At 47.2% G+C, this 23,898-nt stretch carries 18 protein-coding genes, 3 pseudogenes and 1 other annotated feature; of the genes and pseudogenes, 2 read left to right on the forward strand and 19 right to left on the reverse strand.

All coding sequences use genetic code 11. The annotated features are described in order from the left end of the window. From D2962_RS12090 to D2962_RS12135, 10 genes and pseudogenes are all read right to left on the reverse strand, one after another. Window positions 1–2,007 carry a sodium-translocating pyrophosphatase gene (locus D2962_RS12090; RefSeq protein ID WP_120765655.1) on the reverse strand — a complete coding sequence of 669 codons (2,007 nt, stop codon included), beginning with the start codon at window positions 2,005–2,007 and terminating at the stop codon, window positions 1–3. 90 nt (window positions 2,008–2,097) lie between these two features. Continuing rightward, a complete protein-coding gene (secG, locus tag D2962_RS12095) occupies window positions 2,098–2,325 on the reverse strand; it encodes a preprotein translocase subunit SecG (protein ID WP_174232503.1) in 228 nt (75 codons plus the stop codon). A 287-nt stretch (window positions 2,326–2,612) separates the two neighbouring features. Next, complete coding sequence (eno, locus tag D2962_RS12100) at window positions 2,613–3,899, reverse strand: phosphopyruvate hydratase (RefSeq protein ID WP_122015111.1); 1,287 nt, start codon at window positions 3,897–3,899, stop codon at window positions 2,613–2,615. 36 nt (window positions 3,900–3,935) lie between these two features. Continuing rightward, window positions 3,936–5,481 (reverse strand): annotated as a pseudogene (gpmI, locus tag D2962_RS12105) (2,3-bisphosphoglycerate-independent phosphoglycerate mutase). A gap of 12 nt (window positions 5,482–5,493) precedes the next feature. Then, the gene (gene tpiA / locus D2962_RS12110; protein WP_222927523.1) at window positions 5,494–6,252 is read right to left on the reverse strand and encodes a triose-phosphate isomerase; all 759 of its coding nucleotides are present in this window, start codon (window positions 6,250–6,252) and stop codon (window positions 5,494–5,496) included. Between the two features lie 29 nt (window positions 6,253–6,281). Then, window positions 6,282–7,466, reverse strand: coding sequence for a phosphoglycerate kinase (locus tag D2962_RS12115; protein ID WP_122015112.1), 1,185 nt, complete (start codon window positions 7,464–7,466; stop codon window positions 6,282–6,284). Next, on the reverse strand, window positions 7,459–8,499 hold the full coding sequence (locus D2962_RS12120; RefSeq protein WP_122015113.1) for a sugar-binding transcriptional regulator: 1,041 nt from the start codon (window positions 8,497–8,499) through the stop codon (window positions 7,459–7,461). Before D2962_RS12120 ends, D2962_RS12115 begins: the two co-directional genes overlap by 8 nt. 47 nt (window positions 8,500–8,546) lie before the next feature. Beyond that, a complete protein-coding gene (gap, locus tag D2962_RS12125; RefSeq protein WP_122015114.1) occupies window positions 8,547–9,560 on the reverse strand; it encodes a type I glyceraldehyde-3-phosphate dehydrogenase in 1,014 nt (337 codons plus the stop codon). A 242-nt stretch (window positions 9,561–9,802) separates the two neighbouring features. Beyond that, window positions 9,803–11,193 (reverse strand): annotated as a pseudogene (rpoN, locus tag D2962_RS12130) (RNA polymerase factor sigma-54). 247 nt (window positions 11,194–11,440) lie between these two features. Then, on the reverse strand, window positions 11,441–11,947 hold the full coding sequence (locus tag D2962_RS12135) for a general stress protein (RefSeq protein ID WP_122015115.1): 507 nt from the start codon (window positions 11,945–11,947) through the stop codon (window positions 11,441–11,443). A 151-nt stretch (window positions 11,948–12,098) separates the two neighbouring features. Here D2962_RS12135 and D2962_RS12140 point away from each other — a divergent pair, with 151 nt between their 5' ends. Then, complete coding sequence (locus D2962_RS12140) at window positions 12,099–12,689, forward strand: exonuclease SbcC (protein WP_120765646.1); 591 nt, start codon at window positions 12,099–12,101, stop codon at window positions 12,687–12,689. Window positions 12,690–12,744: 55 nt separating this feature from the next. On the opposite strand, the gene D2962_RS12145 is transcribed toward D2962_RS12140, so the two are convergent. From D2962_RS12145 to D2962_RS12160, 4 genes and pseudogenes are all read right to left on the reverse strand, one after another. Further along, entirely contained in the window at window positions 12,745–14,181 is a 1,437-nt protein-coding gene (locus D2962_RS12145) for an FG-GAP-like repeat-containing protein (RefSeq protein WP_245984666.1), read from the reverse strand. A 69-nt stretch (window positions 14,182–14,250) separates the two neighbouring features. Next, a pseudogene (locus D2962_RS12150) lies at window positions 14,251–15,263 on the reverse strand (aspartate-semialdehyde dehydrogenase). Window positions 15,264–15,645: 382 nt separating this feature from the next. Continuing rightward, window positions 15,646–16,668, reverse strand: a complete 1,023-nt coding sequence (locus tag D2962_RS12155) for an aspartate kinase (RefSeq protein WP_122015117.1) — start codon at window positions 16,666–16,668, stop codon at window positions 15,646–15,648. 11 nt (window positions 16,669–16,679) lie between these two features. Further along, on the reverse strand, window positions 16,680–17,693 hold the full coding sequence (locus tag D2962_RS12160) for an aspartate-semialdehyde dehydrogenase (RefSeq protein WP_120765642.1): 1,014 nt from the start codon (window positions 17,691–17,693) through the stop codon (window positions 16,680–16,682). A 292-nt stretch (window positions 17,694–17,985) separates the two neighbouring features. Here D2962_RS12160 and D2962_RS17760 point away from each other — a divergent pair, with 292 nt between their 5' ends. Further along, complete coding sequence (locus D2962_RS17760; protein WP_187695375.1) at window positions 17,986–18,195, forward strand: PIN domain-containing protein; 210 nt, start codon at window positions 17,986–17,988, stop codon at window positions 18,193–18,195. Here D2962_RS17760 and aroA read toward each other — a convergent pair. The 5 genes from aroA to D2962_RS12190 all read right to left on the reverse strand — a co-directional run bounded on the left by aroA (window position 18,140) and on the right by D2962_RS12190 (window position 23,491). After that, complete coding sequence (gene aroA, locus D2962_RS12170; protein ID WP_122015118.1) at window positions 18,140–19,519, reverse strand: 3-phosphoshikimate 1-carboxyvinyltransferase; 1,380 nt, start codon at window positions 19,517–19,519, stop codon at window positions 18,140–18,142. The genes D2962_RS17760 and aroA overlap by 56 nt on opposite strands. A gap of 26 nt (window positions 19,520–19,545) precedes the next feature. Further along, entirely contained in the window at window positions 19,546–20,412 is an 867-nt protein-coding gene (locus tag D2962_RS12175) for a prephenate dehydrogenase (RefSeq protein ID WP_122015119.1), read from the reverse strand. Further along, entirely contained in the window at window positions 20,402–21,427 is a 1,026-nt protein-coding gene (gene aroF, locus D2962_RS12180; protein ID WP_120765639.1) for a 3-deoxy-7-phosphoheptulonate synthase, read from the reverse strand. Before aroF ends, D2962_RS12175 begins: the two co-directional genes overlap by 11 nt. 68 nt (window positions 21,428–21,495) lie before the next feature. Beyond that, the gene (gene pheA / locus D2962_RS12185) at window positions 21,496–22,467 is read right to left on the reverse strand and encodes a prephenate dehydratase (RefSeq protein WP_122015120.1); all 972 of its coding nucleotides are present in this window, start codon (window positions 22,465–22,467) and stop codon (window positions 21,496–21,498) included. A 145-nt stretch (window positions 22,468–22,612) separates the two neighbouring features. Then, window positions 22,613–22,894, reverse strand: a binding site (T-box leader). Between the two features lie 96 nt (window positions 22,895–22,990). Continuing rightward, a complete protein-coding gene (locus D2962_RS12190; protein ID WP_122015121.1) occupies window positions 22,991–23,491 on the reverse strand; it encodes a gamma carbonic anhydrase family protein in 501 nt (166 codons plus the stop codon). Between the last annotated feature and the right edge of the window lie 407 nt (window positions 23,492–23,898).

Genomic DNA, 23,898 nt, shown 5'->3' on the forward strand with positions numbered 1-23,898 from the left:
CTATCTCATAAAAAGCGGTGCAAACACCAGCGCCACGATCGTCATTAGCTTTATCAATATGTTGAGCGATGGTCCGGAGGTATCTTTGAAAGGATCTCCTACGGTGTCCCCTACCACGGCAGCTGCATGGGTGGGTGTGCCCTTGCCTCCGTAGTTCCCCGATTCGATGTACTTCTTGGCATTGTCCCAGGCGCCGCCGGAGTTTGCCATCTGAATGGCTATCATGACGCCGGTCACCAGCGCTCCCGCCAGGAGGCCGCCCAGAGCTTCTCTCCCGAATATCAGACCCACCGCCAGAGGTGCCGCTACAGCCATGAGCCCCGGTATAATCATTTCTTTTAGTGCGGCGGCGGTGCTGATATCTACGCACTTTGCATATTCGGGCCTGGCTTTGCCTTCCATGAGGCCGGGAATGGTCTTAAACTGTCTTCTTACCTCTTCTATCATCTGGAAGGCCGCCTTACCGACGGCTTCCATGGTCATGGCCGAAAAGAGGTAAGGCAACATGCCGCCGATTAAGAGGCCCATTATGACATCGGCCCTCAGGAGGTTTATGCCCTCCCTCAAGCCCGCAGCGGTGGTATAGGCGGAAAAGAGGGCCAGGGCTGTTAGAGCCGCAGAACCTATGGCGAACCCCTTGCCTATGGCCGCAGTGGTATTGCCTACAGAGTCGAGTTTGTCGGTGATCTTTCTTACTTCAGGGTCAAGTTCTGACATTTCGGCTATGCCTCCGGCATTGTCTGCTATGGGACCGTAGGCGTCCACCGCTACCGTCATCCCGGTGGTGGAAAGCATACCTATGGCTGCCAGGGCAATACCGTAAAGGCCTGCAAATTTATAGGCTATGATTATGGCAAAAGCTATAAACAATACGGGCCATGCGGTACTCTTCATGCCCACCGCCAATCCGGAGATAATATTCGTGGCGGGGCCTGTCTGGGAAGATTTGGCTATACCCTGGACCGGAGGGTTATCGGAGGATGTATAGTATTCGGTTATCATACCTATAATGATTCCTACGATGATTCCTGAAGCTGTGGCATAGAAAACTCCCAGTTCTCCCAGAATGTATTTGCTCAAAAAGAAGGATGCCAGTATTATGAGTATGCCGCTGGCAAAGGTTCCGTTCATCAGGGCTTTCTGGGGGCTTGCCCCTTCACCGGTTTTAACAAAGAGAGTGCCGATAATGGAACTTAAGATTCCCGCTGCAGCTATTACCATGGGAAATATTATGCCCTTGATGCCATAAGGCTGGCCGGTGACGGTGCTTACTGCTACGGCTCCTATGGCCATGCCAGATACGATGGATCCTACATAGGATTCGAAGAGGTCTGCACCCATACCCGCCACATCGCCCACATTGTCACCCACGTTGTCCGCTATAACTGCAGGGTTTCTGGGGTCATCTTCGGGAATTCCAGCCTCCACCTTGCCCACCAGATCTGCTCCCACGTCGGCGGCTTTAGTGTATATGCCGCCTCCCACCCTGGCAAAAAGGGCTATGGAGCTGGCTCCTAGAGCAAATCCGTTTATAACGTCAAAACTCTTTATGTCGGCCGGGTTGCCGAATATGAAGTAAAGTATCCCGAGGCCCAAAAGGCCCAGGCCTACTACAGACATACCCATTACCGCTCCTCCGGAAAAGGCTATGGCCAGGGCTTTATTCTGGCCTTCCCTGGCAGCGTTGGCTGTGCGGACATTGGCTCTGGTAGCAACATTCATACCTATGAAGCCTGCCGACACCGAGGCTATAGTCCCGGTTATGTAGCTTACCGCAGTCTGCCAGTTTATGAATATGCTAATTACAATAAACATGACAATAACAAATATGGCAAGGGTCCTGTATTCCCTGAAAAGAAACGCCATAGCCCCTTCATGGATAGCATCGGAAATTTCCCTCATGCGTTCATCTCCTGCAGGGCTTTTTACCACTCGCATAGCCAGCATGTATGCAAAAGCGAGGGCCACTATGCCCATGACAGGGGCTGATACGATCAAGTTTTCCATTAATTGTCCCTCCATATTAGGTTAGTATAGAATTTACATCCAAATCATGTAATATAAACCTTGAAAAAAAGCCGCTCCTGCGGCCTTTGACTACTTTAAAAATACCATCATTATAATTGACATCGCCAGAAAACCTACTGCCAGCAACTCGGTGTAGCGTGCAAGTTTTTCATCTATGCCTTTCTTTTTGCCAAAGAAAGTTTCCGCTCCCCCAGCAATGCTACCGGATAGTCCGGCACTTTTACCCGATTGAAGTAACACAGTTGCAATAAGTCCCAGGCAAATCAAAACATATACAATCATTAAAAATATCTCCATCAGTGCACCTCCTGAAAATTTTACGAATGTTATTTTACCACAAAGCCTGTAAAAACTCAATATACATTGGAAATAATTATGACATATTTTTTCAACTTATTTACATAAATGTTGTGACCTATTTGTTAAAACAGCCATCTTTTTAAACTTTATTACATTGTTTCATGATATACTAATTGCCCTATCCTCTACTGCTTATTATTTACATATTTCCCCTTTTTATCGTTAATCAAACACAATTTTGGGTCATAAAATAAAGTGACCGGAATTCCGGTCACCCTGGGTTTTCAGCGTTTTATGTTGTAGAAGGCATCCAGGCCCAGATACTGAGCTGCCAGGTCCAGTTCTTCTTCAATCCTCAAAAGCTGGTTGTATTTGGCCACCCTGTCTGTGCGGGAGGGAGCTCCAGTTTTGATTTGCCCCGCGTTGACCCCTACCACCAGGTCAGCTATGGTGGTATCCTCGGTTTCTCCGGAGCGGTGAGACACCACTGCAGTATATCCCGCCCTTTCGGCCATCTGGATGGCATCCAGGGTTTCTGTAAGGGTACCTATCTGGTTTAATTTAATGAGTATAGAGTTGGCAACACCCATCTCTATACCTCTGGAAAGCCTCTGGGTATTTGTCACAAAGAGGTCATCTCCCACCAGTTGTATCTTGCCACCTAAAGCCTGAGTTAGGAGTTTCCAGCCTTCCCAGTCTTCCTCAGCCATGCCGTCTTCAATGGATATGATAGGATACTTTTCTACCAGGCGGTCATAGTATTCTACCATTCCAGCGGCATCATATTCCAGGCCCTCGCCCTTTAGCTGGTACCTGCCGTCGCTGTAAAACTCCGATGATGCGGGGTCCAGGGCCACATATATGTCCTTACCTGGTGTGTATCCGGCTTTCTCAATGGCTTCCACAATGAACTTGATGGCCTCTTCATTGGAAGAAAGGTTGGGTGCGAAGCCACCCTCATCGCCCACAGTGGTGCTGAGGCCTTTTTCCGCCAGCACTTTTTTTAAGGTGTGGAAAGTCTCGGCTCCCATTCTAAGCGCCTGGGCAAAATTTTTGGCACCTACCGGCATTATCATGAATTCCTGTATGTCCACATTGTTGTCGGCATGCTTACCGCCATTTAAAATATTCATCATGGGTATGGGGAGAACTTTGGCATTGGTGCCGCCTATATATTTGTAAAGACTTAACCCTGAGAAATTGGCCGCAGCTTTGGCGGTGGCCAGGGAAACGCCCAGAATGGCATTGGCCCCCAATTTTCCCTTATTGGGAGTGGCGTCCAGATCAATGAGCACACGGTCTATGCTCACCTGGTCCAGGGCATCCATTCCCTTTATCTCCGGCGCTATCTCGTTGTTCACATTCTCGACGGCCTTGATGACGCCCTTGCCGCCAAATCTCTTCATGTCCCTGTCCCTCAGTTCCACGGCTTCGAACTGGCCGGTGGAAGCTCCCGATGGTACCGCCGCCCTTCCGATGGTTCCATCCTCCAGAATAACCTCAACCTCCACCGTAGGATTGCCGCGGGAATCCAGAATTTCCCTCGCAAATACATCTAAAATAGCTGACATATTCCATACTCCTTTCTACTTTTTAAAGTAATTGATTTATAAATCAGATTCCATCAATGATTCTCCGGTCATTTCTTCCGGCTTTTCAATATTTAAAAGTTCCAGCATGGTAGGTGCCACATCTGCCAGCTTCCCCGGGTGCAGCCTGTAGTGTCTGTCGCCCACCAGGATAAAGGGCACGGGATTGCTGGTATGGGCGGTATGGGGTTCGCCGCTGGTATAATCCACCATCTGTTCCGCATTGCCGTGGTCGGCGGTAATGAGCACGGTGCCGCCCTTTTCACGGATGGATTCTACCACCCTTCCTATACATTTGTCAACGGCTTCCACCGCTTCTACTGCCGCCTCAAAAACACCGGTATGGCCTACCATATCTGAATTGGCGTAGTTCAATATGATGACATCATATATGTCTTCCCGGATTTTTTCTATGACCTTGTCGGTGACCTCATAGGCACTCATTTCCGGCTTCATGTCATAAGTGGCCACTTTGGGCGATGGAATCAGGATACGGTCCTCGCCGGGATATGACTTTTCCACGCCGCCGTTGAAAAAGAAAGTAACGTGGGCGTACTTTTCCGTCTCGGCTATGCGAAGCTGTTTCAGTCCGGCCCTGGATATCACTTCAGCAAATATATTGTCAAGGGATTGAGGTTCATAGGCGATGTGGGCGTTTTTTACCTTCACATCGTACTGGGTCATGCACACGAAAAGCACCGGGAATAAACCCTTTTTACGCTCAAAACCTTGAAAATCCTCGTTGCAGAAGGCATAGGTAAGCTGCCGGGCTCTATCGGGCCTGAAGTTAAAGAAAATAATCGAATCTCCTTCTCTCACAGTGCCCCGAGGTTTTCCATTTTTATCCACTATTACCGTGGGCACCACGAATTCATCGGTTTCTTCCCGGGCATAGCTCTTTTCAAGGGCTGCCAGGGCATTGTCGGCTTTCATCCCCTCGCCGAAAACAATTGCATTATAGGCCTTTTCGGTCCTGTCCCATCTCTTATCTCTATCCATGGCATAATAGCGGCCGGCGATGGTGGCTATCTCACCGATGCCAAGCTCGCCCATCACGTTTTCAAGGCGTTTTATATATATTCCCGCATTGGCCGGCGGCACATCCCTTCCATCGAGAAAGGCATGAACATACACCTTTTTCAAGCCTTCCTGTTTTGCCATTTTCAAAAGGGCCAGAAGATGGTCTATATGGCTGTGCACCCCCCCCATCGGATAAAAGCCCCATCAGATGCAGGGCACTGTCATTTTTTCTGGCATTGTCCATGGCATCCAGCAAAACCTGGTTTTTAAATAAGCATCCCTTTTTTATATCCTCGCTGATTCTGGTAAATTCCTGATAAACAATGCGGCCTGCTCCCAGATTCAAATGACCAACTTCCGAGTTGCCCATCTGCCCTTCGGGTAGTCCCACGGAAAGGCCGCTGGTTTCCAGGATAGTATTGGGATAATACCGCATGAGTTTATCAAAATTGGGGGTTTGAGCTTTCAGGATGGCGTTTCCTTCGGCCCGCTCATTGATCCCCCATCCATCGAGGATCATTAACATTAATGGCTTTTTTGACACTGTATTCAACTCCTAGTTTTGGTTAAATGCCGCTATTGAATAAAATCCGTCAGGTTTCAGGCTGGCACCGCCCACCAGGGCTCCGTCTATGTCGGGCTGTGCCATGAGCTCTTTTATATTCTCGGGTTTAACACTGCCGCCATAGAGGATCCTTACCTTATTCGACACACCGGCATTAAAGAGATCCGCAATCTTTTTTCTGATGGCTCCGATAACCTCCTGGGCATCCTGGCTGGAGGCAGTTTTACCCGTGCCGATGGCCCAAATGGGTTCATAAGCGAAAACTATCTTCTGCACTTCTGCATCGGTAAGTCCTTCAAGAGCCTTTTCAACCTGCCCTAAAACCCAGGACATGGTAATGCCCTGCTCTCTTTGCTCCAGAGTTTCTCCCACGCAAATGATGGGTGTCAATCCATATTTTAAGGCAGTCTTTACCTTTTTATTCACTGTTTCGTCGGTTTCGGCAAAATACTGCCGCCTTTCCGAATGGCCTATAATCACGTAATCGCAGGGAATTTCTATCAGCATGGCCGGAGAAACTTCTCCGGTAAAGGCCCCCTTTTCCTCCCAGTGCAGGTTCTGGGCTCCCAGCTTCACTGCTGTGTCTTTCAATTTCTCCGCAGCGGGCCACAGGTCCGTGAAAGGCGGGCATATCACCACCTCGACCTCTAAACCCTTTGCCTTCGGTAAAAAGGCTTCCAGAAACTCCAGGGTTTCCCTTCTATTATTGTGCATCTTCCAGTTGCCAGCTATCAAAGGTATCCTGTTCAAAATATCACCCCCGGGGATAAATTTATTAATTATTTATCATTGAGCACCGCCACTCCGGGCAGTTCCTTACCTTCCAGGAATTCCAGCGAGGCTCCACCGCCGGTGGAAATATGGGTCATGGCATCGGCAAAGCCCAGTTGTTCCACCGCCGCCGCCGAATCTCCACCGCCTATGATGGTTACGGCACCGGATTCTGCCATGGCCCGGGCTACAGCCAGAGTCCCTTGCGCGAACTCGCGAATTTCAAAAACTCCCATGGGACCGTTCCATACCACAGTCTTTGCATCCTTTATAACCTTTGCGAATTTCTCCCGGGTCTTTTGGCCGATGTCGACTCCCATTAAATCTTCTGGGATTTCACTAATGGGAACTGTACTGAAGGGCACACCCTCCTTTAATTCCGTTGTAACCACCACATCGTCGGGAAGAAGCAGGTTAACTCCCCTTTCCTTGGCCTGCTTCAAAAGGTCCTCCGCAAGCTCAATCTTATCCTGTTCCAGCAGGGATTTGCCTATTTCATATCCCATGCTCTTCAGGAAAGTATAAGCCATACCCCCGCCGATGAGCAGAGAATCCACTTTAGTAAGGAGATTTTGAATAACGCCTATCTTATCCCCGACCTTGGCACCACCCAGAATTGCTACAAAGGGTCTTTCGGGATTCTCCAGGGCCTTGCCCATGACCTCAATTTCCTTTTTCATCAAATACCCGGCTCCGGCGGGCAGGAACTCCGCTACTCCTGCGGTGGATGCATGGGCTCTATGGGCTGTGCCAAAGGCATCATTTATATAAAGTTCAGCAAGACTTGCGAGCTTTTTGGCAAATTCCCTGTCATTTTTTTCCTCTTCCGCATAAAATCTCACATTTTCGAGCAAGACTACATCTCCCGGCTTGGCGGCCGCCACTGCCTTTTCAGCGGGTTCCCCGATACAGTCTTCTGCCATTGTCACATCTTTTCCCATCAATTCCGAAAGTCTCTTTGCCACAGGACCAAGGCTGTATTTCATATTCACTTTTCCCTTAGGCCGGCCCAGATGGGAAGCCAGTATGACCTTCGCCCCATGTTCCGAAAGGTATTTTATTGTAGGCAGTGCAGCCCTTATTCTGGTGTCATCGGTAATGTGCCCCTGTTCATCCATGGGCACATTGAAATCCACCCTGACCAAAACTTTCTTGCCATTGACATCAAAATCTTCAAGAGTTTTTTTATTCACTCTCTATCCCTCCTTCTATTTCAAGAAGCCTTCGTGCGGCTCCCTCATCAGTTATAAGTACCGTCGGATGGTGGTACCTTAAAAAAGCCTGTATGGCCGGCGCCTTACTGGCGCCGCCGGCGATGGCTATTACCGTCCTGATGTTTTTCAGGTCCTTGATAGAAAGCCCAACACTGGTGGTGGTATGGACTATCATGCCCTCCTTATTAAAGTAAAATCCAAAGGCTTCGGCCACGGCGCCTTTTTTCAATATCTCCCCGACTTCTTCCTCGGACAGGCCCCGCCGCCGGGCCATTTCCTCGGCACCGCCGATGCCGTGGAGCAGTATGCTGGCCTGGCGGATGGTGGCTATGACCTCCTTGATGCCCGGTTCGTTCACTACCGACTCCATAGCATCGGCGCCCAGATTGTCGGGAACATAAAGAAGCCTGTATTGAGCTCCCAGCTTTTCTGCCAGCTCTGCGGCTATGGTGTTGGATTGCAGTTCCACTCTTTCGCCCAGGCCTCCCCTGCCGGGCACCACGATAACATCTTCAAATCCTGAAGCAGGAGTCATGCTTCTGGGTATTTGAGCCATGGTGGTCCCGCCCGTTACAGCTACAATATCCCTATTTTTCAGGAACGATATAAGGTTTCGGGCCGCTTCCTTGCCCAGTTGCTTCTTGATGGCCTCATCTTGATCTGAATCCCCGGGAACGATAATAACATGCTGACAGTGAAATTTTTCCATGACGCTTTGGGCAACAGGGTTCAGGCCTTTCAGATAAAATATGAAATTTTCAAGCCGGGAAATTACATCTTCTCCTTCGCCGGACACCTTCATTCCCTTTTGCTCAATTTCTATCAGACCCTGTTCCTCCAGCTTTTTTATCTCGTTCCTGAGGGGCCTTTCCGACCAGGAGATTATTCCGGCCAGGGCTCTCCTACCAATGGGCTGGTTAAAATAGATATTCTGCAGGATGGTATAGCGGTTTTCCACCTCTTTCACAACTTCAGGAACTATTTTTTTGAGCAATTCCGCCACTTGTTCCATGTATAATCTCCTTAGTTTAAAATAGCCCAAAGATGGGCTATTTTAACTTAAAATCCCTTATTTGCGATGTATTTTACAAGGTCCATTACCCTGTTGGAATAACCCCATTCGTTGTCGTACCAGGAAATTACCTTCACAAAGTCGTCTTCGATGACCATGGTGGAAAGGCCGTCCACTATGGAAGAAAGTTCGCAGCCCTTGAAGTCCATGGAAACCAGGGGTTCTTCGGTGTATCCGAGAATGCCCTTCATCTTGCCCTCGGCAGCTTCCCTGAGGGCGTCATTTACCTGTTCGGCAGTAGCACTCTTTTCCAGCAGGCAGGTGAAGTCCACTATGGATACTGTAGGTGTGGGAACCCTCAGCGCAAAGCCGTTCAATTTCCCTTTAAGTTCCGGGATAACCAGAGCAACGGCTTTGGCGGCACCCGTGGTGGTGGGAATAATGTTCAAAGCTGCGGCCCTTGCTCTCCTTAAATCTTTGTGGGGTAAATCCAGGATTCTCTGGTCATTTGTGTAAGAGTGCACGGTGTTCATGAGGCCCTTCTGGATTCCGAAATTGTCCATGAGAACTTTGGCCACCGGGGCCAGGCAGTTGGTGGTACATGAAGCGTTGGAAATCACATGATGCTCTTTGGGATTATATTTTTCCTCATTTACTCCCATGACTATGGTGATATCCTCGCCCTTGGCCGGTGCGCTGATGATGACCTTTTTGGCTCCTCCTGCCTCGATGTGCTTTATAGCCTTATCCTTGGAGGTAAAAACCCCGGAAGATTCCACAACAATATCCACCCCGAGGTCTTTCCATGGGATATTGGCCGGGTCTTTTTCGGCAAAAATCTTTATTTCCTTTCCGTTAACCACCAGTGAGGAATCCTTGGCCTCCACCGTGGCATCGAAAGTTCCGAAGACGGAATCGTACTTTAGAAGATGGGCCAGGGTTTTGGTGTCATAGAGGTCGTTGACGGCGACTATTTCTATCTCCGGGTGCTTGTTGAATGCTGCCTTGAAAGAATTCCTCCCTATCCTGCCAAATCCATTGATACCAACTTTGATGCTCATGTTAAATTCTCCTCCTTATGTATTTTGTTCTGCTGAAAAATTCAGCAGCAATATCCTAATTTAAGAATTAGTTATTAAAGTAAATTTTATGCAGTATGGCTATATATAGGATTATGTGGGACGCTTTAAGACCCATATTTTTATTTTATGTCCCATATGGTCCAAAAAATCAGGGTTATATTAAACCCCAATTATATATTTCTACACCTTTTGGTAAATTCCTGCTTCACAAGCAAAATTTTTTAATACCTTTTTCTCTTGGCTGATGATGGGATGCCTATCTCCTCCCTGTACTTTGCAACGGTCCTTCGAGAAATGATAATACCCTTTTTCTTTAAATCATCGGCTATTTTCTGATCGCTCAGCGGATTGTAGGGATCTTCGCCTCCGACCATTTCTTTTATCATTTTTTTGATGCTCTCGGAGGAAGTAGATGAACCATTGGTATTATCCAGGCCGTTTTTAAAGAAAAACTTCAGTTCAAACAGCCCCCGGGGAGTTTGAACGTACTTTCCGCTTATGGCTCTCGAAACGGTAGACTCATGAATACCCACCCTGTCGGCGATCTGCTTCATGGTAAGAGGTTTGAGACATGTGACGCCGTAATCCAGGAAATCCCTCTGCACTTCTACTATGGTGCTAATCACCTTGTTTAAGGTGATGCGGCGCTGTTCGATACTTTTAATGAGCCATAGGGCTGAATCCAGTCTTTGAGATAAAAATTTGGATATGTTGGATTCCCGGTTTTCTGAATAAAGGAGGGAACGGTAATAGGAATTAATGGACAGCCTCGGTGATACACTGTCATTCATGATTACCACATAATCATTGCCCACCTTTTCAATAACAGCATCCGGAATGATATACTGGGTATCATTCACAGAAGAGAAATTCCTTCCGGGCTTGGGATCCAGCGTCAATATAACATCTTTAAGCCTCTGAACTTCGGAAAGGGATATGTTTAGCGCCTCGGCAATCCTGCTGTAACGGGCTTCAGCCAGGTCCTTCAGGTGGCCGGTTATTAATTCCTTTATTTTGGGCATATCTATATTTCTCTGTTCAACCTGAATCAAAAGGCATTCAATAAGGTTGCGTGCTCCGATTCCGGCAGGCTCGAAGGTCTGAATAAGCTTCAATACCTTTTCCACTTCTTGTTCGGATACTTTTAAAAGTTTCGCAGCCTCGGCAGTGCTTATAGTCAAATAACCCCTTTTATCAAGGTTTCCTATAAGAAACTCCCCGATTTTAAATTCCGTCCTGGATATAGAGCAAAGGTGAAGCTGCATTATGAGATGTTCTTGAAGAGAAGGTGTTGAGGATACGAAATTTTCAAATCCCAATTCTTCTTCTTTTTTTCCAGCGGAAATCTCAAAAAATCCAGGTCCGAACAATCCTGAAAATAGTCCTCCCAATCAATAGTGTCGGAATCCTTTTGGCTCTGCTTATCAATGATATCATCATTTTTGGGAATATCCTCATTCAAATCCAACAGGGGATTTTCAAGAAGCTCCTGTTCTATATATTCATCGAGTTCCAGTGCGGACAGCTGTAATATTGTGATGGCCTGCCTCAACTCCGGTGTCATGACAAGCTTTTGCGTTTGTGAAAGCGTGAGGCTGAAACTTGCCTGCATTTTTAACCCCCCAAAGGCCTAGAAGTGTTTCAAAACTATATCTTTATATATAATATATTCTATAAAACATCAATTTTTCCTCTTTTTTTTCAACAAATCCCCGTGTATACTATATCCTTGAAGTTAAATCTGTTATATATAACTACTTTATTAATTATTATATCATAAAACAGTTATACGTGGAAGCCAATTTCAACCGGTTTGAAAGTTTTAAAAAACAGGATCCTGTCGGACCCTGTTTTAATGCTCAATGTGTTTCGACATCTTTTGCTCCGTTTTGTCTCATTATCTTGGCCGCATTGCCCACTTTCTGCTCGTGCGCCCTAACTACTGCTAAAATCCTGCCTTTTTTGACTTCACCCTCGTAATAACGGCCTCTCTCTTCGGGAATCCCCCAGTCAATCAAACCTCCGGCCACTCCACCGGTGGCAGCCCCGGAGATCAAACCAGCTATGGGGCCGGCCGCAATGATCGGTCCGAGGCCCGGTACGGCTAATGCACCTGCTCCAAGGGCAAGGCCTGCAAGGCCCCCGAGAACTCCGCCTGTGGTGGTCCCGTCAGCCACTGTATCCATGCCGAGGTTACCATCACCATCATCATCATCATCGCCATTGCCGCCTCTTCCGGCTTCTCCTTTTGCTCCTTTTGCCACAATGGATATTTCGTTGGTATCAAAACCGGAATTTCTCATCTGGGAAACGGCCTTTTCCGCCTGTTCCTTACTGTCAAACACACCTATGACGGTCTTAACCATTCAGGCATTCCTCCTCATAAAAGTTTAAACAGTCTTATTTTATCCTTTTTTTATCATGTTATACCGCCCTGGTTTTCCATAAAAGATGTATTGATCTTTTAAAAAAGGAAATATTAAAAAAGAAAAAAATTAAAAGCGAGGAGGAAAAACTTTGGCTGATAAAACCGACATAACCCAAAAAAGCAAACAGGACAAGACCATGAGCGAAATCAGTGAAAGGCTGGGGGCAGAAACCGTAAATCAAATCCAGGATATTGTCAACCAGCAGCGCCAGCAGAACACCATGCAATACCAGAATGCCCAGCACAAGCAATTTTCCACCAGTATTGAATGCCTGGTGAATTCCGCCCGGGAGCAGCAAATGGCATCTGAACAACAAATTCAAAGCACTTTGAATCAGGCTTCCACCAGCCTTATGGATGCCCGCAGGCTGGAAAACCTTTACAATAGCGCTCTACAGCTTCAGCAGGCGGCTCAACTGGGAATTTCAAACCTTCAGATGAATGCCAGGCAGTATAAGCAGACCATTGAACAAATGGAAAAAGACTGCCACGAACAGCAGGTAGCCATGGATATGCAGGTAATCCAGTCCATGCAGCAAGCCGTCTCAGCTCTGGCCCAGGCTCAGAATGCCATCCTGCAGAGCCAGGCCATCAATAAGATGTTCGATTCCATAACAAAATGCGAGGACAATCTTACCCAGATAGAACAGATGGGACAAAAGACAACCCCGGCAATGTAAATTAAAAAAGCGGACCATTTTCGGTCCGCTTTGTTTTTGAGGGCTAAAAATTACATCAAGGATCATCACACCAGCAGGGCTCTACAAGTTTCACCAGCATCTCGAACAGTATGGTCACCTTGACTCTTCTGGGGCTTACCACATCTACATTAATATGTTCTACCTTGAAAAACACCAGGGCTTCCATGCCCGGTTCGGCGCCATAAAGGTGGACAAACTGCAGAAATGGAAAGGTGGCTTCAAAGAAGTGCACCGGCTGGGAGGGAAGGGCTGCCACATAAAGTATTTTTGCGGTCACTTCTCCATCCACAATAACTTTATCGCAGAGCACTTTTACTTCATCTACCGTAAAAGCTGCTCTGGCTTCCACCCCTCTTTCTGCATCGGGCTTGCCGGCGGGAATATCCACTGTATCCTGCACTATAGCCTGAATCTTTCCCACCCATAATTTACCCCGCTGCATATCCCGGCGGGCTTCCATCACATATATATAGCCGTACACGGTGCCCAGGCAAATCTCTCCCAGCCCTCTCTGGTTCAATTCTCCAACTTCGACGCATATGACACCATTGGGTATGGTCTGCTTCCACTCCAGAACAATGCTCCTACCCTTCCATCCATAAATATACACGGTGTTAAGGCATACGATCACCAGTTCCCTTTGGCCATCCCCATCCACATCAAATACAGCCACATCCTTGGGGTCCTGGTCCAGATCCGGGCATCCCCACATGATTCCGTATATTCCGCCTTTAAAATGCAGGATCTTTACTGTGCGGTCAGTGCAATCAAAGATTATTTCATCCCTCCCATCGCCATCAAAATCATCCACTACTATAAAATCTTTATCGGCGTCGGGGATATTGCCGCTCCACTTTTCCATCTTTTTACCATCTTTGAAACAAAGCACATAGACGACGCTGCCTCCATGGCTCCGGGTCTTAATCACAACCTCCACCGTTCCATCACCATCAGTATCCCCGGCATCCAGACAATACACGTTGTATCTAAAAACTTCCGGCCTTAAAAATACCAGCTTGCCGTCAAAGCGGAAAATATATATTTTTGATCTCCCTCTGGCCGCCGCCACAATTTCCAGTTTACCATCGCCATCGATATCGGCTATGGCCAGGGACACGACTTCTCCATCCATGGCGGTGCTTTCTGCGATTTTTATCAGTTCTTTGCCCCTCATCTTGTAAATAAATATGCCCCCGTAGCTTCCTACTATGATTTCATCTCTGCCGTCGCCATCGATATCGTAAACTTTTATGCAGCGGACATCTTCATTTCCTAAATTAATTCTGGCCAGTTGGTGGTAGGTATTATTTTCAAATCTGAATACATAAAGGTTTGAATTGCCCGAAGTGGCTGCGGTGGTCCCCGCAACGATATTTATCCTGCCGTCGCCGTTTACATCTCCGAGGGCTATCCTGGTCTCTTGCCCCAGATCCTTGCTGGCCCACTCAAGCTGATAAGTTTGCCGCATCATATCCCCTCCCTTCGAAACATTCATCTTCTTATATAATATTCCAGGGAGAGGGAGATGGTTCTTGACGGTTTAAATAAGTGAATGTTCCACCATATATTCCGCTATCTGTACCGCATTGTAGGCGGCTCCCTTTCTCAAATTGTCAGCCACGATCCAGAGGTTGAGGCCGCAGGGAATCGAAAAATCTTCCCGGATTCTGCCGACAAACACATCATTTTGCCCTGATACATCTTTCGGGAGGGGATAAATCCTCTTTGGGGATCATCCACCACTTTCACTCCGGGAGCCTGCGACAGAATACTGCGGGCACCGTCGGCGGTAAGCTTTTCAACTGTTTCGATATTGACCGCCTCGGAATGGCAGTTGAAAACAGGAACCCGCACCGTGGTGGCAGTCACCGCTATACTTTCATCTCCCATAATTTTCTTTGTCTCCCTCACCATTTTCCATTCTTCCATGCTGTAGCCCGTATCATCAAATACATCTATATGGGGCAAGACATTAAAGGCTATGGGATATGGATAAACCCGGGGTTCGGGCTTATCCCCGCTTAAAATTTTCCTTGACTGGAGTTTCAATTCCTCTATGGCATCCACACCAGTCCCGGATACAGCCTGGTATGTAGACACCACTACCCTTTTTATCCTGGCCTTTTCATGAATTGGCTTTAAAACCACCACCATCTGAATGGTGGAACAGTTGGGATTGGCAATGAGCCCTTTGTGCCGGTGAATATCACCGGGATTTACCTCCGGAACCACCAGAGGCACTTCGGGGGCCATCCTGAAGGCGCTGCTGTTGTCAATGACAACGGCTCCCCTCTTTACTGCTTCCGGCGCCAGCTCCATGCTCACTTCATTGCCGGCGGAGAAAAGAGCTATATCTATCCCCTCAAAAGCCGAAGGCATCGCTTCCTCCACCTTTATCTTTTCTCCCCTGAATTCCACCGAATGACCGTTGGACCTGGCAGAAGCCAGAGGTAAAATTCTTTTCACCGGAAAATTGCGCTCCTGTAAAATCTTGATCATGGTCTGTCCTACCGCTCCGGTAGCTCCCACCACTGCCACATTGTAACTCTTCATTTCAGACACCCCTCTAAATTAAAAATGTGAAATATGAGGACGTGATGAGCAGTCTCACTCATCATTATATGAAAAATATATTATTATATTGCTTGCCATCATGTCAATACAAAAAACCGATTTTTAAAAAATTTAACTAAAATTTAACACTGAAAATACAAAAATCCAAAATGTCCTCGTATCGTAGATTTTTGTTCTTCTTTTGAAGACAATTGAAGTTATATATTCGACGCAAATTTTTAAAATCCTTTTATCTGAAATTTTTTTCTTGTTCGAAATTATAAAGGAGAAAAAAGGAGTTTGACTTTTTGTCAAACTCCTATAGAATCAAATCGTCATTATGCTTTGAGCTTATACTATGCCCTTTGATATTTTCCGAAAATCAGCCCACCTCTTTTGCTTCTTCCGGGAAAAAGCCGTCGAATATGGCTCGTACCGCCAGCTCGGCGTATTCCTGCGGTATTGCCGCGTAAAAGCAGTTCGACAGGGTCTTGCGCTCTCTGATAGGAATATTGCCTCCGGCCAGCAGCGATTCAATCTTTCGGCTTATGGCACGGGAGTTTACCGCGGCGTCGCTTTCATTATATACCACCGACACTCCGGAAAGCCCCTCAAATATGTTCTTTTGCAGTGATATGCCTGAAATGGGGAATTCGTTCCCCATCTGTCCCACCAGCGTGCCGTCACCATCATCAAAGGTGGACTTTATCCTGAAGGGCATGTTGAAATTCATGGCTGCCTTTACTGCCCTGGGGTGGATGACCTTCGCACCGCTTTCTGCCATGGTAAGCATTTCCTTGAAGGAGATCCGCGAAAGGAAAGGCGCCTCCGGAATGATACGCGGGTCAGTTACTGCCACACCGGGTACATCGGTATATATATCCACCACATCGGCCTTGAGATAACCCCCCAGCACCACGGCAGTGGTGTCGCTGCCCCCCCGTCCCAGAGTGGTTATCTCGCCTTTTTCGGTCTGGCCCTGGAATCCGGCCACCACTACCACCCTGCCCTCTTTCAGTTTTTCCAGAATGGGTTCCGGATTGACATTAATTATATCTGCGTTGCCGAACTCCCCTGTAGTTAGTATTCCCGCCTGAAAGCCCGTCATGGCCTCGGCGGGGATTCCGGCGGATTCGATATATGCAGCCATGACCGCCGATGAAATAATTTCTCCGCAGGCCATTATAAGGTCCTTTTTCTTAGGACATACAGGCCCGCCCTGGGATTCCAGGAGTTGTATTAGGGTATCGGTAGCATAAGGGTCACCCTTGCGGCCCATGGCCGACACCACCACAACAACATCAAACCCCTCTTCTTTAGCTCGTATTATATGTTTCAATGCTGCCTTGCGGCTCTCCGGAGATTTCACGGAGGTTCCGCCAAATTTCTGTACAATAATCGCCATAAATTCGCCCCCTAAATGAGATTCATTTTAATTAAGGTTTCCGCAATCTGGACGGCATTGAGTGCGGCGCCTTTTCTCAGGTTGTCGGCCACCACCCACATATTCAGGCCGTTTTCTACGGAAATATCCTTCCTTATCCTGCCCACATAAACATAATCGGTGCCGGCCAGGTCCGCCGCAAGAGGATAAAGGTTTTTGGAAAGGTCATCCATTACCTTCACACCGGGAGCCTTCTCCAGGATTTCCCTGGCTTCTTCCACACTGATGGGCTTTTCGGTCTCTATGTTGATAGCCTCCGAATGGCAGCGCACCACGGGAATCCTGACAGCCGTGGGACAAACGGCGATGCTGTCATCATGAAGCATCTTATGGGTCTCATTTACCATTTTCATTTCTTCCCTGCTGTAGCCGTTTTCCATGAAGACATCAATGTGGGGAATGGCATTAAACGCAATCTGATGAGGATACACTTTTACATCAAGCGGCTTTCCCTCGGTATAAGCTCTGACCTGGCTTTCCAGCTCTGCCATGCCCGGTATGCCCGTTCCCGAAACAGCCTGGTAAGTAGAGACAACTATCCTCCTTATTGTGAAATGGTCATGAAGGGGTTTTAAGGCCACCAGCATCTGAATGGTGGAACAATTGGGATTGGCAATGATTTTCTTGTGCCATTTGAGGTCTTCCGGGTTAACCTCAGGGATTACCAGCGGCACAGCAGGGTTCATACGAAAGGCATTGCTGTTGTCAATGACTATACACCCCTCGGCCGCTGCCACCGGGGAAAGTTTCAGGCTGGCAGCCTCACCGGCGGAAAAGAGAGCAATATCCAGGTCTTTAAAAGCCCCTTCCCTGGCCACCTCCACAGAGACTCTCTCACCCCTGAAAACAATCATCTTTCCTTCATTTTCCGGTATGTCCAGGGGTTTTATCTTTTCTATGGGAAAGTCCCTCTGCTCCAGTGTCTTTAGCATCTCCGTGCCCACAGCTCCCAGAGCTCCTACAACACCTACCCGATACTTTTTCATGCAAGCTCCTCCCTGATATTTTATTTAATAATGAAACCGGATATGGCCTGATAATAAAAAAAATAGTTCTCATTTCAAATACATTTGTTCTTATAATGAAAACATTAGCTGAATATATTCGACATTCCGTTCCAAAATCCTTTTTTTGAAAAATACTATCTATTTTTTTGTGATTATATTTGAAAATGCAATAACCTGTCAACTTAAAAATTATAAAAAAATGCCCAAATCCTTTATATTCATAGGTTTAGGCATTTATAATTTTTATTTATAATTTTTAGAATGACACGTCTTGCGAACAATATTTCTTGACTTAGTCCAGGAAAACGAATTGTTCCTGAGCGCCGCCAGCGGCTGGGAGATAGCCATAAAGGCAAGGCTTGGCAAATTGCAAGTGCCGGACAATCTGGAATTATTCATGGCTGACCAGCTGGCTGCCAATGACATCAATGTATTGCCGGTCCAGATGAGCCATGTACGGAAATTTTTGTCAGGGTCTTAAAAAAATCCGGGTAGGATATATTTACACAATCCACGTTTTCTATAATAGTACTGCCTTCCGCTCCCAGGGCTGTTATGGCCTGGGACATGGCTATGCGGTGGTCGCCGTAACTTTTTACTCTGCCGCCTTTCAGCTTGCCCCCACCTTCGATTACCATACCGTCTTCCGTTTCCGTTATGCTGGCTCCGAACGTTGAAAGTCCGTCCACCATGGCAGCTATCCTGTTGCTTTCCTTCACCTTTAATTCCCCGGCATCTTTTATTACAGTAACGCCTTCTGCGAAGGCCGCCGCCACCGCAAGGATGGGGATCTCGTCGATGATGCGGGGAATGATAGGACCCTTGACATTAATACCTTTGAGGCGGCTGCTCCTGACCCTTATATCCGCCACAGGTTCACCGTTTGTTATAGATTCATTTAAAATCTCAATATCAGCCCCCATGAGCCTGAGGGCATCGACTATCCCTGTCCGGGTGGGGTTTATGCCCACATTTTTTATTATGATGTCCGAATCCGGCAGAATGCAGGCTCCTACCATGAAAAAGGCCGCCGAAGATATGTCGCCGGGTATAGTTATCTTCTGAGGCCTTAATTCTGGCACGGGATTCAACCTGACGGTGTTGTTTTCCCGGGAAATATCGACTCCGAAGGCCTTCATCATTATTTCCGTATGGTCCCGGGACTTTTCCGGCTCTTCAATGGTAGTCTGCCCTTTGGCATAGAGCCCCGCCAGCAGCAGGGAAGACTTCACCTGGGCGCTGGCCACCGGAAGCCTGTAATTTATAGCAAAAAGTTTGCCACCCCTTATCTTCAAGGGAGCTTTATTGCCGCCTTCGGCGCCCTCAATATTTGCGCCCATAAGCCTTAGAGGCTCCGTCACCCGGCCCATAGGCCTGCGCCTGATAGATTCATCCCCGGTGATTTCCACGTCAAAATCCTGGCCTGCCAGGATGCCGGAAAGAAGTCTTATAGTAGTGCCGGAATTACCGACATATAAAGGGCAGTCGGGTTTTTTAAGGCCGTGTAATCCCTTGCCGAAAACTTTAACCTTTGCATTTTCGGGATTAAAATCGAGTACCTCGGACTTACCCGCTATTTCTTTACCGGTTGAACTCATATTTTCATGTATTATCCGTATATCTATACCCATTTTCCTGAAGCAGTCCACGGTGGCAAGGCAGTCTTCGGCCATCAGAAATCTTTCAATTTCCGTGACACCCTGCGCAATGGCTCCGAGCATGATGGCGCGATGGGAAATGGATTTGTCGCCGGGCACCGTAATCTGGCCTCTAAGGCTACGGCTACCTCTGATTGTTATGTCCATGGTTTCACCTCCAAAAGCGCTGGAACTCATTTTTTATATGCTTTTGCATTCTGAAACCTTCCCTTGATTACGGCCTCATCGGACGATTTTATTGCTGATTCCAGGACGGAAAGCTGTTCCTTAAAGGCTGATATCAGGGGCAGGATTTCGTCTTTATTGGAAATCAGGATGTCCTTCCACATGACAGCATTGGAGCCGGCTATTCGAGTGGTATCGCGCCATCCGCCACCTGCCAGGTCCATGACACTGCCTTCGGGGTGAACTTCTGCCACGGCATTCACCAGAGTTGTGGATATGATTTGCGGAAGGTGGCTCACGGCGGCTACAACTCTATCATGCTCCTCAGGGGACATGATGATAGGCTTTGCACCAAGGTCCCTCACCAGCTTAACCATGGTCCACAGAATTTCGGCATCGGTGCCGGGTGTGGGAGTAAGTATATAGGGAGCTCCGTAAAACATGTCTTCCCTGGCCCACCCGAACCCCGAGCGTTCTGAGCCTGCCATTGGATGTCCTCCTACAAAAGATACACCGTCAGGTAAAACCGCTTCCACATCCCGGACTATCACTTTTTTCACACTGCCTGTATCGGTGATGATGGCGCCCCTGGGAACATGATTTGCTATAAGCTTTACGGTTGAAGAGATAAATGATACAGGAACACAAAGAAATATAATTCCGGTATGAGAGAATATATCCGGGATGGCCGTTTCGCCGGCCATCCCCTGGGTGTTAAAGCAATGGGTTTCAATCCCCTCGCTTTTAGCCATTGCCAGTGTTTGTTCATCGGAATCCAGACCCATCACTTTTATTCCCATTTTTTTCAATGCCTTTGCTATGGAACCACCTATTAACCCAAGTCCGATTACTGCTGCTGAATCTTTAATTGCCATCCCTGAAGTACCTCCCGCTGATGGCCGCTGTCTGTTTTAGCTCCTTGCTCAAGATCATGAGGTTTTCGGGATTCAGAGATTGAGGTCCGTCGGACAGGGCTTCTTTTGGATTTGGGTGCACCTCTATGATAAGGCCATCGGCCCCTACCGCTACGGCACCCCGGGCCAGGGGCATAACCCACCGCCAGTTTCCGGCTGCATGGCTGGGGTCAACGATGACCGGAAGATGGCTCAAATGCTTTACTATAGGTACGGAGCTGAGGTCCAGCGTATTTCTGGTCATGGTTTCAAAGGTCCTGATTCCCCGCTCGCATAGAATGACATTGAAATTTCCCTCGTTCATGATGTATTCGGCGGCATTGAGCCATTCCTCTATGGTGGCGGAAAGCCCTCTCTTGAGCATAACTGGTTTATTGATCCTGCCTACGGCTTTTAAAAGTGGAAAGTTCTGCATATTCCTTGCTCCAATTTGTATAATATCGGTATACTCTGCCACCACATCCACCGTGTCGGTACCCACCACCTCTGTTATTATAGGCAATCCGGTTTTTTCCCGGGCTTCTGCCAGAATCTCAAGCCCCTTTTCTCCCAGGCCCTGAAAAGAATAAGGGGAAGTCCTGGGTTTGAAAGCCCCACCGCGAAGTACCTTAGCCCCGGCCTTTTTCACAATTTCCGCCGTCTCCAGAAGCTGTTCCCGGCTCTCCACGGCACAGGGACCTGCCATCAGGATAACCTCATTGCCGCCAATCTCCACATCCTTTACCTTTATCACCGAAGGTTCGGGATGAAATGTTCGGCTGGCCAGCTTATACGGTTCCATGATAGGCACTGTCTTTTCTACACCGTCCATCAGCTCAATGGGTTTTTCCGCCAGCTTGCGCCTATCACCGATGACACCGATGATAGTTACATCTTCGCCCTTTGATATGTGAACCCCAAGTCCTGCACTTTTTATCACCTCACACACATTTTCGATATCCTTTGGGGTTGCATTTTTTTCCATTACGATTATCATTGTCAATTCCTCCAAACCATACTACGTATTTTTTTGATAATTGAATTTCAAATAGCCTTCCTACCATCCTACACTGCTTCTTCTCCCCCCGAAGGGGGATAATCTTCCTTCACCGGCTTCCAGGTAAAAAATCGAGGAACTTCTTCGCTCCCTTGAAGGCGGAAAGAAGTCTCTTTTACACCCTTACCGGATAAAGCAATATCAAATATCGGGTAAGATCCAAGCAGCTTAATAAAACCCGTATATTGTTTCAGTTTTTCCAGAGCTTCTTTTAATACCCCATCTTCCCTGTGTCCCTCCACTTCGACGAAAAATATATACTCGCCCAGGATTCTTTTGGACGGCCGTGATTCGATTTTGGTCAGGTTTAAATTCCTTTCCGCAAACACCCTTAGGCTGTTAAAGAGACTGCCGGGTTTGTTTTCCGTAGAAAATACAACAGCAGTCTTGTCCCGGCCGGTCCTGTCGCCGTCTTTTGATGACAGCACATAGAATCTTGTCATATTGTTTTTATGCCCTTGTATATCTTCCGCCAGGATTTTCAAACCGTAAATTTCGGCAAGGCGCCGACTTCCAATAGCTGCGGTATTTCCGCCTCGCTCCGCCACAATCCTTGCGGCCTCGGCGGTGCTTAAAGTTTCATTTACTCTAGCTTGAGGCAATCTGTCGTATATAAACTTCCGGCTCTGATAAAGAGCCTGGGGATGGGAATAAATTTCTTCCACACCTTCCAGGAAAGTCTCTTCTCTTGCCAGCAGATTTTGTTTTATGGGCAATATCAATTCCCCTTTTACTCTGGCATCCACTTCATGTATCAGTAAATCTATGGTTATGTTGACAGAGCCTTCCAGGGAATTTTCGATGGGTGCTACAGCCTCGTCGATTTCCATGCCCAGTGCATGGATCAGCTTTTGAATGGAACAGTATTCTACCTTTATATACTTATTTATTGTATCATGTTTTTGTCTTTCAATCCACATTTCCATGGCTTCTTCCGTAAAAGTTCCTTTTGGGCCGAGATAGCCTATTTTTACTGACATGGCATCCCTCCTGTTCATCTAGTTTTGAGAGCTTTCATCACATTTTTGGGCGCCTTTTCAAAAAGGTGATGAATAAGCTTTTCTTTAGTAAATCACAAGCCGGCTTGCATCTTTATATATAATTAAAAAAACCTCTCGACCCCTACAAAGGGGCGAGAGGTTATGCTTTCCCGTGGTACCACCCATATTGGCCTGTGAAAAAACAGACCCGCTCTTCAAAGGTACGAGACATTAAATGTCTTTATACCCCCTTCCTTTTCACGGTGGAAGTTTCCGGTCACGCCTAATAGCTTTCGGGAAAAATACCCCGCGCATTCAGGTGACAGCTCCAGGGGGAACTTCAAAGGATTCCTTCATACCGGCTTTCACCTTCCCGGCTCGCTTTAAATCCGATAATCCATCTACTTTCCCCTGTCATGGCTTTTTAACTACATTTATATTCCTGATTGTTGAGAAAAATTATATACCATTGCCAAGATGTTTGTCAATAGTGCAATTTAATTCATAAGCAATTTTATGGACCTCATCGGTATTCCCTGGCCAGCTCCGCATACTCTAGAGCCCGTTTTTTCGCCATCTCTATGTATTCCTTCGGAAGCTCTTTCACCACTTTTGCCGGGACACCAATCGCCATGGTATAAGGTGGTATCTCTTTTCCTTCCGTTACCAGAGCTCCCGCCCCGATAAGGGCGCCTTCACCTATCACTGCTCCGTCCAGGATAATGGCCCCCATGCCGATAAAAGCGTTGTCTTTTATGGTGCAGCCATGAACAATGGCTCCATGGCCTATGGTGACATTGTTTCCTATGATGGCGGGATTCTCTCCCGCTACATGGACTATGGTGCCGTCCTGAATATTGGTGTAACAACCTATATCGATCCTGTTCACGTCTCCTCTAAGCACCGCATGGTGCCATATGCTGGAGTTTTCGCCTATGGTCACATCACCTATAACATCGGCAGAAGGGGCTATAAAAACCGTCTCGTGAATTTTTGGATTTTTATCCTTGAAATTAGTTATCATATTGCTACCTCCCATCTTTCCCTTAAATAGCCCACCCTTGGTGCTGCCTTGACACCATCATATCAAACAGCTCAATCTAAGGAGGTTTTTAATCCATGCCTCAGCCATTTCTCCACTGCGTATTCATTCAGGCATATCTATAAGGTAATTCCTTACGTTCCCGAAGTAGTAATTGTAACTGTAAAATTCAAATTTACCAGGCTTTCTCCGACAGGAATATCTTTTCCCCATCTTTTACTACCGAAATAACAAAATATGATGCACCAGGTTCTAGATATCTTCTTAGCTGAGTCAATGCAAAACCCCCTATGATATAATAGCCATATTATACTATAAAATGCCAATTGTTGCAACATTAAGGGTGGGCTACTATGTTATTTTTTCGGTAAATCCAAAAAAGTCGATGG

The organism is Biomaibacter acetigenes, from assembly GCF_003691585.1.
Classification (GTDB): domain Bacteria; phylum Bacillota; class Thermosediminibacteria; order Thermosediminibacterales; family Tepidanaerobacteraceae; genus Biomaibacter; species Biomaibacter acetigenes.

What these genes read in the sequence shown, in the direction of transcription:
- D2962_RS12090 (WP_120765655.1), bottom strand. Translation starts at nt 2,007, where the DNA reads ATGGAAAACTTGATCGTATCAGCCCCTGTCATGGGCATAGTGGCCCTC.
- secG (WP_174232503.1), bottom strand. Translation starts at nt 2,325, where the DNA reads ATGGAGATATTTTTAATGATTGTATATGTTTTGATTTGCCTGGGACTT.
- eno (WP_122015111.1), bottom strand. Translation starts at nt 3,899, where the DNA reads ATGTCAGCTATTTTAGATGTATTTGCGAGGGAAATTCTGGATTCCCGC.
- D2962_RS12120 (WP_122015113.1), bottom strand. Translation starts at nt 8,499, where the DNA reads ATGGAACAAGTGGCGGAATTGCTCAAAAAAATAGTTCCTGAAGTTGTG.
- gap (WP_122015114.1), bottom strand. Translation starts at nt 9,560, where the DNA reads ATGAGCATCAAAGTTGGTATCAATGGATTTGGCAGGATAGGGAGGAAT.
- D2962_RS12135 (WP_122015115.1), bottom strand. Translation starts at nt 11,947, where the DNA reads ATGGTTAAGACCGTCATAGGTGTGTTTGACAGTAAGGAACAGGCGGAA.
- D2962_RS12145 (WP_245984666.1), bottom strand. Translation starts at nt 14,181, where the DNA reads ATGATGCGGCAAACTTATCAGCTTGAGTGGGCCAGCAAGGATCTGGGG.
- D2962_RS12155 (WP_122015117.1), bottom strand. Translation starts at nt 16,668, where the DNA reads ATGGCGATTATTGTACAGAAATTTGGCGGAACCTCCGTGAAATCTCCG.
- D2962_RS12160 (WP_120765642.1), bottom strand. Translation starts at nt 17,693, where the DNA reads ATGAAAAAGTATCGGGTAGGTGTTGTAGGAGCTCTGGGAGCTGTGGGC.
- aroA (WP_122015118.1), bottom strand. Translation starts at nt 19,519, where the DNA reads ATGGACATAACAATCAGAGGTAGCCGTAGCCTTAGAGGCCAGATTACG.
- D2962_RS12175 (WP_122015119.1), bottom strand. Translation starts at nt 20,412, where the DNA reads ATGGCAATTAAAGATTCAGCAGCAGTAATCGGACTTGGGTTAATAGGT.
- aroF (WP_120765639.1), bottom strand. Translation starts at nt 21,427, where the DNA reads ATGATAATCGTAATGGAAAAAAATGCAACCCCAAAGGATATCGAAAAT.
- pheA (WP_122015120.1), bottom strand. Translation starts at nt 22,467, where the DNA reads ATGTCAGTAAAAATAGGCTATCTCGGCCCAAAAGGAACTTTTACGGAA.
- D2962_RS12190 (WP_122015121.1), bottom strand. Translation starts at nt 23,491, where the DNA reads ATGATAACTAATTTCAAGGATAAAAATCCAAAAATTCACGAGACGGTT.